The sequence below is a fragment of the Bradyrhizobium sp. genome (assembly GCF_019242285.1).
Lineage (GTDB): Bacteria > Pseudomonadota > Alphaproteobacteria > Rhizobiales > Xanthobacteraceae > Bradyrhizobium.
The window spans coordinates 1-13112 of record NZ_JAFAVV010000242.1 but is presented as its reverse complement, the minus strand read 5'-3'; the positions used below and the strand labels follow the sequence as shown (position 1 = coordinate 13112).

Genomic DNA, 13112 nt, shown 5'->3' with positions numbered 1-13112 from the left:
TCTCGATGACGCGCTCGACGCCCTTGGCGCCGATCACGGCCGGCACGCCGATGTAGCGGTCGCGCACGCCGTACTCGCCCTTCAGCGACACTGCGCAGGGCAGCACGCGCTTCTTGTCCTTGAGATAGCTCTCGGCCATCGCGATCGCGGAGGCCGCCGGCGCATAGAAGGCCGACCCGGTCTTCAGGAGGTTGACGATCTCGGCCCCGCCATTGCGGGTGCGGTCGACGATCTCGTCGATCCGCGCCTGCGAGGTCCAGCCCAGCTTGACGAGGTCGGGCAGCGGGATGCCGGCGACGGTGGAATATTTCACCAGCGGCACCATGGTGTCGCCGTGGCCGCCGAGCACGAAGGCGGTGACGTCCTCGACCGAGACGTTGAACTCGTCGGCGAGGAAATAGCGGAAGCGGGCGGAGTCGAGCACGCCGGCCATGCCGACCACCTTCTTGTGCGGCAGGCCCGAGGCCTTCTGCAGCGCCCAGACCATGGCGTCGAGGGGATTGGTGATACAGATGACGAAGGCATCGGGCGCGTATTTCTTGATGCCGGCGCCCACCTGCTCCATCACCTTGAGGTTGATCGAGAGCAGGTCGTCGCGGCTCATGCCGGGCTTGCGCGGCACGCCGGCGGTGACGATGCAGACATTGGCGTTGTCGAGCGCCTCGTAGGAATTGGCGCCGACATAGGCGGCGTCGAAGCCGTCGACCGGCGAGGACTGGGCGATGTCGAGCGCCTTGCCCTGCGGCACGCCCTCGGCGATGTCGAACATCACCACGTCGCCCAACTCCTTCAAGCCGATCAGGTGAGCCAACGTTCCGCCGATCTGGCCGGAGCCAATCAGAGCAATTTTGTCGCGCGCCATGGGAAATCCGTCCTTTGAAGCCCGGGAAGGGAAGCCGTTACGAAGCTGAGAGGCTGGTTATCCCTTTCGACCGAGCCGTTCAAGCCGGACCACGCTCAATTGTAGGCGCAGCCAGTATGCTGCCTTGATTTCGGTCAAGTCCCGGCCGCCCGTGTCGTTGCGAGGCGCGTAGTATCGAGGCAATCCATGGCGCCCGAGTCGACCATGGACTGCTTTGCTGAGCTTGTCTTCGGGCCGCGCCTCGCGCGGACCCGTTGGCTCGCAATGACTGGAATTACGTCTCGACCAGCCCCGTGGTCGCGCCGCTGGCGGCGGAATCCTTCCGCCCATGCGGAAGGGCCAGGTAGAAGGCCGAGCTCATCTCGATCAGACGCGATGACGTCCGCTTGAATTCGTTGGCCTCGTTGCCCTCGGTGGCGAGATACAGCGACACCGGGTCGGCCTCGGCGGAGGCCATCAGCTTCACCGCGTTGTCGTAGAGCGTGTCGATCAGGGTGATGAAACGCTTGGCGGCGTTGCGCTCGGAATGGTCCATCACTGGGATACGGTCGACCAGGATGGTGTGATAATCGTGCGCAAGCCTGAGATAGTCGGAGCTCGCGAGCGGCTTCTCGCAGAGATCGCCAAAGGAGAACCGCGCCACTCCATGCGCCGAGCACGGCACGTGGAGATTGCGCCCCTTGATGAGAATATCGCGTGAATTGCACTCGGCGTTGCCGGTCATCCTGACCCAGGCCTTGTCGAGCGCCGCCTTGGCCTCGGCATCCGCCGGCACCAGCCACATGTTGACGCCGGAGAGTTTTTCCAGCCGAAAATCGGTGCGTGCATCAAGCCGCAGCACGTCCATGTGCGCGGTGATCTCCGCGATGAAGGGCAGGAACAACGCGCGGTTCAGTCCGCCCTTGTAGAGGTCGTCGGGCGCGACATTGGAGGTCGCGACCACCACCGTGCCGAGCTCGAACAGTTTTGCGAACAGCCGCCCCAGGATCATGGCGTCGGCGATGTCGGTGACGTGGAATTCGTCGAAGCACAGGAGCCAGGCCTCGTCGAAGATCGCGGACGCCGTCAGCGCGATCACGTCGGAATTGGCGAGCTCGCCGCGAGCCATGTCCAGGCGGTAGGCGTAGATCCGCTCATGCACCTCGGCCATGAACTCGTGGAAATGCGCCCGCCGCTTGTGCTCCACCGGACAGTGCTGGAAGAACAGGTCCATCAGCATGGTCTTGCCGCGGCCGACCTCGCCATGGATGTAGAGGCCCTGCGGCGGCGCCTCGCGCTTGTCGGAGAACAGCCGGCCGAGCAGGCCCTGCCGGCGCGCGGGCTTGTAGTTCGACAGCCGCCGTTCCAGCTCGGCAAAGACGTCCGCAGCCTCGGCCTGCGCCGCATCGGCTTCGATGGCGCCGGACGCGACGAGGGCCCGATACTGGCGGAGGAACGCGTCGGAGGGACTGGACAGCATGGCGCATCTTTACGGCCCCAGGCTTAAGAAAATTGCAAGCCGAGAATCAGGGGCAGGGGTATGCGCGTCCGGGTCTTGGAGGCCTTCTTGCTGCCGGTATTGGCGGAAGCTCACCGGCTGAGGGCGTAGGAATCCTCGACCACATAGGGGCCGCCCCCCGTGGAAGCCCGGGAGGAGAACAGAACGAAGCGCTCCGCCATGAATACCCGGCTCGGGAAATAGCCGCGCACCGAGAGATAGTCCGCGACATCCCTGCTCGAGGCGTCATGGAGCCGCGCCAGCGTCACATGCGGGGTGAATTTGCGGCCCTCCGGATCGAGCCCGATCCGCTGCATGATCCGCTCGAGCTCCGCCTGCAGTTCAATCAAGGGACGGCTCGGCACGATCGACGCAACCACCGCGCGCGGCTTGCGCCCGCCGAAGCTGGAGAGGCCCTGCAGCGTCACCTCGAACGGCTTGCGGTTGACGCGCACCAGCATGGAGGCGATCTCGTTCGCCGAGGCGCCGTCGATGTCGCCGATGAAGCGCAGGGTGACGTGATAATTTTCGGGATCGATCCAGCGGGCGCCGGGAAGGCCACCTCGCAAATTGGAAAGGGTCTGGCCGATCTCGGCCGGGATTTCCAGTCCCGTGAACAAACGCGGCATCGTACGGACTCCCGATGCTTGGGCACTTTTCCGATGGCCCAACCACGTCGCTGTGGCCATGGCCTCGGGCGATCATGCCCTAAAACGATTCCGGTGACGAATCACCGATCGATATTTTCTAACTGAGTTGTGTGACTCTGCGAAGCATATGACGTTAACCGATCGAGAACCTCCTCACAGAAAGCTAAACCGGTAAGGTTATCACCTGGTTTCCTGCCCGCTTTTCAACGGGACTGCCTGCTTATCACGCCGAGAAATGCCTCCACCATGGGCATGATCCTGTTGACGATGATGTCGACGCCCTGCGGCGTCGGATGAATGCCGTCAGCCTGGTTGAGCTTGGCGTCGGCAGCGACGCCGTCCAGAAAGAACGGATAGAGCGGCACGCTGGCAGACTTCGCAAGCTCAGGATAGATCGCATCGAAACGATCCGCATAATCGCGGCCGTAATTCGGCGGCGCCACCATGCCGCAGAGGAGGACCGCGATCGCGCGCCCCTTCAGGCGGCCGACGATGTCCGATAGCGCCGAACGGGTGACGGCGGGATCAATCCCACGGAGCGCATCGTTGGCGCCGAGCTCGACGATCACCCCGTCGGTTCCATCCGGCACCGACCAGTCCAGCCGGTCGCGGCCGCCCGACGCCGTGTCGCCGGACACCCCGGCATTGGCGATGTCGACGTTCACCCCCTTGTCCCGCAATGCCTTTTGCAGTCTTGCCGGAAACGCGTCGGCGGCCGCGAGGCCAAGCCCGGCTGAAAGCGAGTCGCCGAGCACCACCAGCTTGATGGGTTTCCCCTCATCCGCCGCCTCGGCGCCGGCCAGCCCCGCCGTTTGCGCCGCCGTCAAGGTCGCCATCAACACGACGATGTGCATGAGCGGCCCAAGCCGCCTCTCGACCCACCCGGCGAAAGTGCCATATGACCGGGCCATGGACAGTCTCATCGAATCCACACCCCGATCCGGCTCTGCGACCGACACGATTGCGATCTCCAAGGTCAATCTCTCGCTCGGCAGCGGCGCCGCGCGCGTTCATATCCTGAAGGACATCAGCCTGCGCGTCGCATCCGGCGAAGCGCTCGGCCTGATCGGCCCTTCGGGTTCGGGAAAATCCACGCTGCTGATGGTCATGGCGGGCCTGGAGCGTCCTGACAGCGGAGAGGTGGTGGTGAGCGGCACACCGTTCAATGCCCTCGACGAGGACGCGCTCGCCCGCTTTCGCGGACGTCAGGTCGGCATCGTCTTCCAATCGTTTCATCTGATCCCGACCATGACGGCGCTGGAGAACGTCGCGGTCCCGCTCGAGCTCGCTGGCAACGCCGATGCCGCCGAGCGCGCGGCGCGGGAGCTCTCCTCCGTCGGCCTCGCCGATCGTCTGCATCACTACCCGACCCAGCTCTCCGGCGGCGAGCAGCAGCGCGTCGCGCTCGCCCGCGCGCTCGCGCCCGACCCCGCGATCCTGGTCGCCGACGAGCCGACCGGCAATCTCGACGAGGGCACGGGCCGGCAGATCGTCGACCTCCTGTTCACCAAACATGCCGAGCGCGGCATGACGCTCGTGCTGGTAACCCACGATACCTCGCTCGCGCAGCGCTGCGACCGCGTGGTGCGGCTGCGCTCGGGCCGGATCGACGCCGCGAGCACAACCGGCAGACCCGCGACATGACGGTCGTCTCGGAGCGTATCGATCTCGATTCCGGGCGCACCGGCGGCGGCCGCACGGCCTGGCTCAGCCTGCGCTACGCGATCCGCGAATTGCGCGGCGGCCTGCGCGGCTTCTACGTCTTCATCGCCTGCATCGCGCTCGGCGTGATGGCGATCTCCGGGGTCGGATCGGTGGCGGCGAGCCTGAGCGACGGGCTGGCGCGTGAGGGCCGGACGCTGCTCGGCGGCGACGTCTCCTTTTCGCTGTTCCAGCGCGAGGCAAAGCCCGACGAAGTCGCATTCCTGCGTTCGCGCGGCGAGGTGTCGATCGCGGCCACCTTGCGGGCGATGGCGCGCGCTGCCGACGGCCGGCTCGCGCTGGTCGAGGTGAAAGCGGTCGACGTCGCCTATCCGATGCTCGGCCAGCTGACGCTCCGTCCTGCGATTCCGATGACCGACCTGCTGGCCGAGCGCGACGGCGCGTTCGGCGCCGCGGCCGATCCGGCGCTGCTGCAGCGGCTCGACCTGAAGGTCGGCGACAAGGTCACGCTCGGCGAGGCCAGCTTCCAGATCCGCAGCGCGGTCGAAGCCGAGCCGGACAAGCTCGCCGGCGGCATCGGGCTCGGGCCGCGCTTCCTGGTCAGCGAGGCGGGCCTGCGCGCCACCGCCCTGATCCAGCCCGGCAGCCTGGTGCGCTGGGTCTACCGGGTCAAATTGCCGGATGGCGCCAGCGACGACGGCGCGACCAGGGCGCTGATCGACGACGCGCACACCGCCGCGCCGGAAGCTGGCTGGGAGGTGCGCAGCCGCGCCAACGCCTCACCGCAGCTCGAACGGACCATCGAGCGCTTCACCCAGTTCCTGACGCTGGTCGGCCTCGCTGCGCTCCTGGTCGGCGGCGTCGGGGTGGCGAATGCCGTGAAGAGCCACATCGACCGCCGGCTCGAGGTGATCGCGGCTTTCAAGGCGCTCGGCGCCACCGGCCGCGACGTGTTCGCGATCTATCTGACCCAGGTCGTCGTGCTCGCGAGCCTCGGCTCCGTGATCGGGCTGGCCGCCGGCGCCGCCCTGCCCTTCGTCATCGTCGGCCTGTTCGGCAAGCTGCTGCCGCTGCCCGTGACGCCGGCGCTGCACGCAAGCGAGCTTGCGCTCGCCTTCGTCTACGGCCTGCTGACCGCGCTCGCCTTCGGCCTGTGGCCGCTCGGCCGCGTCCACGACGTCCCGGTCGCGGCACTGTTTCGCGAAGCGGTGGTCGCCGAGTGGCACCGGCCGCGTTGGCGCTATCTCGCCTTGATGGCGGTGGTCGTCGCGCTGCTGATCGCGGTGGTGATCGGGCTCGCCTACGACAAGCGCGTCGCCGCGGTCTTCGTGGTCGCTTCCGCGCTCGTGTTCGGCCTGCTGCGCGCCATCGCGGCCGGCGTGATGGGCGCCGCCCGGCGCCTGCCGCGCACCCGTTCCACCATGCTGCGGCTCGCGATCTCCAACATCTACCGGCCCGGTGCGCTGACGCCATCGGTCGTGCTGTCGCTTGGGCTCGGGCTCGCCGTACTGGTGACGATCACCCAGATCGACGGCAATCTGAGGCGGCAATTCCTGGCGTCGCTGCCGGAGCACGCGCCGTCGTTCTTCTTCATCGACATCCCCTCGAGCGAGGCGGACCGCTTCAACGAGTTCCTGCACAAGACCGAGCCGGACGCGACCGTCGAGGACGTCCCGATGCTGCGCGGCCGGATCGTCGGCGCCCGCGGCGTCAAGGCCGAAAACCTCGAACCGTCGTCGGACTCGGAATGGGTGCTGCAGAGCGACCGCGGCCTCACCTATACCGGCGAAATTCCCAAGGGCTCCAGGATCGTCGAGGGCGAGTGGTGGGGCGCCGACTATGACGGACCGCCGCTGGTCTCGATCGAGAAGAAGATCGCCGACGGGCTCAAGCTCAAGCTCGGTGACGAGATCGTGGTCAACGTGCTCGGCCGCGACGTTTCCGCCCGCATCGGCAACATGCGCAACATCGACTGGCAGGGGCTCGGCATCAATTTCGTGCTGGTGTTCTCGCCGAATGCATTCAAGGGCGCGCCGCACACCCATATCGCGACCCTGACCGAGCAGCGCACCGACGCCGCCGAGGACGGCCGCATCGTCCGCAAGGTCGCCGACGCGTTCCCGATGGTGACCAGCGTCAGGGTGCGCGAGGTGATGCAGACCGTCGGCGCGGTGGTGACCAATCTGGCGCTGGCGATCCGCGGCGCGAGCGCCGTGACGCTGATTTCGGCGGTCCTGGTGCTCGGCGGCGCGCTGGCCGCCGGACACCGCCACCGGGTCTATGACGCGGTGATCCTGAAGACGCTCGGCGCCACGCGGCTGCGCCTGCTTGGGGCCTATGCGCTGGAATACCTCCTGATCGGGTTCGCCACCGCCGTGTTCGGCGTGATCGCTGGCTCGGTCGCGGCCTGGCTGATCGTGACGCGGCTGATGACCCTGAGCTTCGTCTGGCAGGCCGGAAGCGCCACGGTGGTGGTCGTCTCCGCCCTGGTCGTGACCGTGGGGCTGGGGCTTGCCGGAACGCTGCTCGCGCTGAACCAGAAGCCCGCATCGGTGCTGCGGAATCTGTGACAAATTGTAGCCGATCCGGCCCGCCATCGATCGGCCTTCCTTCGCGTTATGGCAGGGTTAATGCGTGCTTTCGCCATGAATTCGACAACAGAGCGACATTCGGCCGCGCGTGGAAGCTTGCGTGAAATGTGCTAGTTTCCCACATGGTTATCGGGTTCAGGCAGCGGATTGATGACGCAAAATTAATGTCGGCAGTCCGCGCAATCTGAGATAGGTTTCTTTCGAACCGGCGGCCGCAAAACCCTTGCGGACCACCGGGCAACCAACGGGAATTCGACCATGTCGGATCTAGACCGCAACTATACTTCACCCTTCGGCCGGGCCGCCGGGCGCGTCGACGCCGCGACCGTTGACGCCGGTCTGCGCGCCTACATGCTGCGCATCTACAACTACATGAGCATCGGCCTCGCCATCACCGGTCTCGCCGCGCTCGGTGTCTACATGGCGGCGGTGACGACCGATCCATCCGGCGCCGCGGCCAAGATCGGCAACGCGTTCCTGACGCCGTTCGGCTACGCGATGTTCGTGAGCCCGCTGAAATGGCTGTTCATCCTGGCGCCGCTCGTGATGGTGTTCGCGATCTCGGCCGGCATCAACCGCCTCGCGCCCTCGACCGCACAATTGCTGTTCTGGGTGTTCTCGGCCCTGATGGGCGTCTCGCTGTCGTCCATCTTCCTCGTCTACACCCATACTTCCATCGTGCGGGTGTTCTTCATCACCGCGGCGAGCTTCGGCGCGCTGAGCCTCTACGGCTACACCACGCGGCGTGACCTGACCGGGTTCGGATCATTCCTGTTCATGGGTCTGATCGGCATCGTCATCGCGAGCCTGGTCAATCTGTTCGTGGCAAGCTCGGCGTTGCAGTTCATCGTGTCGGTGGTCGGCGTGCTGGTGTTCGCGGGCCTCACCGCCTGGGATACCCAGCGGCTCAAGAACGACTACATCTACGGCTACGCCTCGGCCGGCGGCGACATCGCCGAACGCGCCGCGATCACGGGTGCGCTGTCGCTGTACTTGAACTTCATCAACCTGTTCACGCTGCTGCTGCAGCTGCTCGGCCAGCGCGACTGACCGCCGAAGAACACGGAAAACGCATCGAGCCCCGGCTTCACCGCCGGGGCTTTTCTTTTTCGGCAGGCGAAATACTGTAGCCGGATGCCTTCCGTTGACATCAGGCCGGCCACCGAGGCCGACCTTGCCGCCATCACCGCCATCTACGACCACGCCGTACGTCACGGCACCGCGACGTTCGAGCTGATCCCGCCCGATCTGGCCGAGATGACCCGACGCTTCCGCGCGCTGGTGGACGGCGGTTTTCCCTATCTCGTCGCCGCGCTCGACGGACGCGTGGTCGGCTACGCCTATGCCGGCGCCTACCGGCCCCGGCCCGCCTATCGCTTCACGGTCGAGAATTCGGTCTACCTGGAGCCCGCGATCCATCGGCGCGGTATCGGGCTGCAATTGATGCTGCGGCTGATCGCCGAATCCGAGGCTCGCGGCTATCGCCAGATGATCGCGGTGATCGGCGATTCCGCCAATGCCGGATCGATCGGCGTGCATACGCGCTGCGGGTTTCAGATGATCGGCACCCACCCGGCTGTCGGGCTGAAGTTCGGCCGCTGGCTCGACACCGTGATGATGCAGCGCGCGCTCGGCGAGGGCGCGACGACGGTGCCAGCCAATCCGACCGTCCGAGGTTAGACCAGCGCCGGCTTGCGGTCGATCACGAGCAGCACGCGATCGAGTTCGTGGCCGCGGCGCATGATCAGGCCGGTCGCCGAGATCACGCTATACATGCCCTGCTTGCGCGCCAGCCGTGGATCCTTCTCGATCCGGTAAAGCGGCACCTCGGAGGCGCGGCGGTACACCGAGAACACGGCGCGGTCGCGCAGGAAGTCGATCGCATAATCGCGCCATTCGCCGTCGGCGACCATGCGGCCGTACAGGTTCAGGATGCGATTGAGCTCGAGACGATTGAATGTCACGCGGTTCGGTGAGGGGGTCGCAGCGGCCACACGAACCGCTGCGTGACTCCCGCTGGGATCGGCGTCCTCCGGCATCAAACTCATGGGCCGTCTCCTGTCATGTCAGTGACATGTTTGCGCCAACGGGCCTCACCCTGCAAGGGGCGCGAGGAGGCGAATTGTCCCGCGACCCGGAACCGGACGGCAAATCGGCCTTCAATGAACCGCTATGCTCGCGCAAATGGGCGTCACAGGATCGTTAGCAAGAATCATAATGCCGCCCCACTTCCGCCAACCGCCTGCCCCTTGGGGTTGCGATAAGAAGATACTGCGTTGGCCCGGTCCTTTCGGTTTCGGATTCCTCAGCCCCCAGCCCCCCGGGATCGTCGGGATCGGGCCTATCGCAGAACCAAACCGACCAGTTCCTGATGGGCCAACGCGAGTTGGTCCTTTTTTTATTGTCCGGAACCTGTGACGAAGCATGTGGCGACCGGGTGCGTCAACCGGTCGCGCGATCTTTCTCTCTCAGAAAAGTTCGGGCAGAAAAGTTCGGGGCGGCGGGTCACGGTATTTGGGCGTGCTCGCGCTCGCCATGCAGCGACGTATAGGCCGCCCCGTACATGGCGCCAGGCTTGTCGCGGCTGCCGTTCTGCACGTACACGACGGCGCCGTCGACACCCTCGCGGACGATGCTTTCCAGCGGCACCGTCCAGTGGCCGGGAGCCCCGTTCCAGTCCCCCAGCTTCAGGAGGTTGCGCACCACGTTGTAGTAGGTGAGCTCGCGGCCGCTGTTCTCGCCGCGGCCGACTGCGATCGGCACGGCTTTCGAGATCGAGCAGATCCAAACCTCGCCGTGCAGTCCCTCGGCGTCCTTGCCAGGCGCGGCGATCGACACGTTGAGCTGGCTGCCGGACTGGGTCATCGTCACCGGCACCGTCATCACGCCGTCGGTCTTCCTTGTGTTGCCGATCGCGCTCTCGATACCGGCGAGATCGCTGCCGATCACGTGGGTCTCGCCGTTCACGACGGCTTGCGGCGTATAGACCTCGCGGTCGCCTCGCATCCGCGAATAGGCCTTCTGGCGCGCCGAAAAGCGCGCATCCGCCAGCGTGTCCTTCCAGCCGAGATAATCCCAATAGTCGATCGGCATGCTCATCGCGATGACCGACGGGTCCTTGGCGAGCTGTCCGAGGATCTTGTCGGCCGGCGGGCAGGACGAGCATCCCTGCGAGGTGAAGAGCTCGACGACGGCACGCGGATCGGCCTGGGCCGGACGGATGATGGCGATGATCGCGCACACGCCGAGCGCTCCCGACCATCGCGAAATCAGATTGTAAGCTATCCTTGCCGTCATGACCGGAACACTGCCGCCACGATTACCCCTCTAACCACCCCGCGCCTCCCGGCACGCCCCCGCAGGGACGCCAAAAAGGCGGCCTGTCTTAGGCCGCCTCCTCGTTACCTGCCACTCACTTCGCAGTGAGGGATTGATCACGATCTGCTTCACGCCGCCAGCTTGCGCAGCACATAGTGCAGAATGCCACCATTCCGGTAGTAGTCGAGCTCGTCGAGCGTATCGATACGGCACAACAGTGGGACGCGCTGCAGCGCGCCATCGTTGCCGACGATCTCCGCGGTGAGCTTCTGGCGCGGCTTCAGATCACCCTGCAGGCCGCGGATCGTGACCGTCTCGTCGCCTTTCAACCCGAGCGACGACCAGGAGGAGCCCTCCTCGAAGGTCAGGGGCAGCACGCCCATGCCGACCAGGTTGGAACGGTGGATGCGCTCGAAGCTCTGGCAGATCACGGCGCGCACGCCGAGCAGCCGCGTGCCCTTGGCGGCCCAGTCGCGCGAGGAGCCGTTGCCGTATTCGGCGCCGGCGAACACCACCAGCGGCACGTTCTCCTGCTGATATCTCATCGCGGCGTCGTAGATCGACATCTGCTCGCCGTCGGGCCAGTGTTTCGTCAACCCGCCCTCGGGAATGTTGCCGTCCGCGCCCTTGAGCATGAAATTCTTGATGCGGATGTTGGCGAAGGTGCCGCGCATCATGATCTCGTGATTGCCGCGGCGCGTGCCGTACTGGTTGAAGTCGGCGGGCCGCACCTGATGCTCGCTCAGGAACCTCCCGGCGGGCGAGGTCAGCTTGATCGATCCGGCCGGCGAGATGTGATCGGTGGTGATCTTGTCGCCGAACATCGCCAGGATCCGCGCATCGACCACGTCGGTGATCGGATCGGGCTGCTTCTTCATGCCCTCGAAATAGGGCGGGTTCTGCACATAGGTCGAGCTCATGTTCCAGCGATAGGTCTCGCTCTCGACCGTCTTGATCTTGCGCCAGTTGGTGTCGCCCTTGAACACGTCGGCGTAGCGCTTCTTGAAGATCGAGGCGGTGACGTATTTCTTCATGAAGGCATTGATCTCCTTCATGGTCGGCCAGATGTCCTTCAGGTAGACGGGCTTGCCGTCCTTGCCGCTGCCGAGCGGCTCGCTTGCGAGATTCTTGGTGACGCTGCCGGCCAGCGCATAGGCGACCACCAGCGGCGGCGAGGCGAGGTAGTTGGCCTGCACATCCGGGCTGACGCGGCCCTCGAAATTGCGGTTGCCGGAGAGCACGGCGGCCGCGACGATGCCGTTGTCGTTGATCGACTTCGATATGTCCTCGGGCAGCGGGCCGGAATTGCCGATGCAGGTGGTGCAGCCGAACCCGACCAGGTTGAAGCCGACCTTGTCGAGGTCCTTCTGCAGGCCCGAATTGGCGAGATATTCGGCGACCACCTGGCTGCCCGGCGCGAGCGAGGTCTTCACCCACGGCTTCGCCTTCAATCCCTTGGCCGCGGCATTGCGCGCGAGCAGGCCGGCGCCGATCAGGACGCTCGGGTTCGAGGTGTTGGTGCAGGAAGTGATCGCGGCGATCACCACGTCGCCATGGCCGAGATCGAAGTCGCGGCCCTCGACGGCATGGCGATGAGCGGCGTCGTCGCCTTTCTTGTATTCGCCGCCCAGCGCGGTGGCAAAACCGTCGGAGACCGATGGCAGCGCGATGCGGCCTTCTGGGCGCTTCGGTCCCGCCATCGATGGCACGACATCGCCGAGGTCGAGCGTCAGCGTCTCGGTGAAGACCGGATCCTCCGACTTCGCGGTGCGGAACAGGCCCTGCGCCTTGGCATAGGCCTCGACCAGCTTGACGCGCGACGGCGTGCGGCCCGACGTCTTCAGGTAGTCGATGGTGGCGGCATCGACCGGGAAGAAGCCGCAGGTCGCGCCGTATTCCGGCGCCATGTTGCCGATGGTCGCCTTGTCGGCGACCGAGAGATGATCGAGGCCGGGACCGAAGAATTCCACGAACTTGCCGACCACGCCGAGCTTGCGCAGCATCTGCGTCACGGTCAGCACCAGGTCCGTCGCTGTGACGCCTTCCTTGAGCTGGCCATCCAGCCTGAAGCCGACCACTTCCGGCAGCAGCATCGACAATGGCTGGCCGAGCATGCAGGCCTCCGCCTCGATGCCGCCGACGCCCCAGCCGAGCACGGCGAGCCCGTTGACCATGGTGGTGTGCGAATCGGTGCCGACCAGCGAATCCGGATAGGCCACCTCGAAGGTGCCGGTCTTCCTCGCGACCGTCATCTTCTCCTTCTTGGTCCACACCGTCTGAGCGAGATATTCGAGATTGACCTGGTGGCAGATGCCGGTGCCGGGCGGCACCACGGAGAAGTTGGAGAACGCCTTCTGCCCCCATTTCAGGAATTCGTAGCGCTCCTGGTTCTGCTTGTATTCCTCGACCACGTTCTTGGCGAAGGCCTTGTTGTCGCCGAAGAAGTTCACGATCACGGAATGATCGATGACGAGGTCGACCGGCACGAGCGGGTTGATCTTGTCGGGGTCGCCGCCGAGCGTGACCATCGCATCGCGCATAGCGGCGAGATC

10 protein-coding genes and 1 pseudogene are annotated in these 13112 nt (G+C 65.6%); 4 read left to right on the top strand and 7 right to left on the bottom strand.

The features are described from left to right. The 4 genes from mdh to JOY90_RS09255 all read right to left on the bottom strand — a co-directional run. The coding region (gene mdh / locus JOY90_RS09270; RefSeq protein ID WP_291690837.1) for a malate dehydrogenase at positions 1-862 on the bottom strand (862 nt) is incomplete at its 3' end. Between the two features lie 274 nt (positions 863-1136). After that, on the bottom strand, positions 1137-2321 hold the full coding sequence (zapE, locus tag JOY90_RS09265) for a cell division protein ZapE (protein WP_291690836.1): 1185 nt from the start codon (positions 2319-2321) through the stop codon (positions 1137-1139). Positions 2322-2431: 110 nt separating this feature from the next. Then, a complete protein-coding gene (gene thpR, locus JOY90_RS09260; RefSeq protein ID WP_291690835.1) occupies positions 2432-2968 on the bottom strand; it encodes an RNA 2',3'-cyclic phosphodiesterase in 537 nt (178 codons plus the stop codon). A 224-nt stretch (positions 2969-3192) separates the two neighbouring features. Continuing rightward, positions 3193-3843 (bottom strand): arylesterase, encoded by a 651-nt coding sequence (locus JOY90_RS09255; RefSeq protein WP_291690838.1) that lies wholly within the window; start codon positions 3841-3843, stop codon positions 3193-3195. A gap of 55 nt (positions 3844-3898) precedes the next feature. Here JOY90_RS09255 and JOY90_RS09250 point away from each other — a divergent pair, with 55 nt between their 5' ends. From JOY90_RS09250 to JOY90_RS09235, 4 genes and pseudogenes are all read left to right on the top strand, one after another. Continuing rightward, entirely contained in the window at positions 3899-4633 is a 735-nt protein-coding gene (locus JOY90_RS09250) for an ABC transporter ATP-binding protein (protein ID WP_291690834.1), read from the top strand. Then, positions 4630-7221, top strand: coding sequence for an FtsX-like permease family protein (locus JOY90_RS09245; RefSeq protein WP_291690833.1), 2592 nt, complete (start codon positions 4630-4632; stop codon positions 7219-7221). Before JOY90_RS09250 ends, JOY90_RS09245 begins: the two co-directional genes overlap by 4 nt. 279 nt (positions 7222-7500) lie before the next feature. After that, positions 7501-8292, top strand: coding sequence for a Bax inhibitor-1/YccA family protein (locus JOY90_RS09240; protein WP_291690832.1), 792 nt, complete (start codon positions 7501-7503; stop codon positions 8290-8292). Positions 8293-8367: 75 nt separating this feature from the next. Further along, positions 8368-8922 (top strand): annotated as a pseudogene (locus JOY90_RS09235) (N-acetyltransferase family protein); the annotation flags it as partial. Here the strand turns inward: JOY90_RS09235 and JOY90_RS09230 are convergent. The 3 genes from JOY90_RS09230 to acnA form a co-directional block, all read right to left on the bottom strand. After that, positions 8919-9290, bottom strand: a complete 372-nt coding sequence (locus tag JOY90_RS09230) for a DUF2794 domain-containing protein (RefSeq protein ID WP_291690831.1) — start codon at positions 9288-9290, stop codon at positions 8919-8921. The pseudogene JOY90_RS09235 and the gene JOY90_RS09230 sit on opposite strands and share 4 nt — an antisense overlap. Before the next feature lie 457 nt (positions 9291-9747). After that, positions 9748-10539 (bottom strand): thioredoxin family protein, encoded by a 792-nt coding sequence (locus JOY90_RS09225; RefSeq protein ID WP_291690830.1) that lies wholly within the window; start codon positions 10537-10539, stop codon positions 9748-9750. A gap of 149 nt (positions 10540-10688) precedes the next feature. After that, positions 10689-13112: aconitate hydratase AcnA (gene acnA, locus JOY90_RS09220; protein WP_291690829.1), on the bottom strand; the 2424-nt coding region annotated here is incomplete at its 5' end.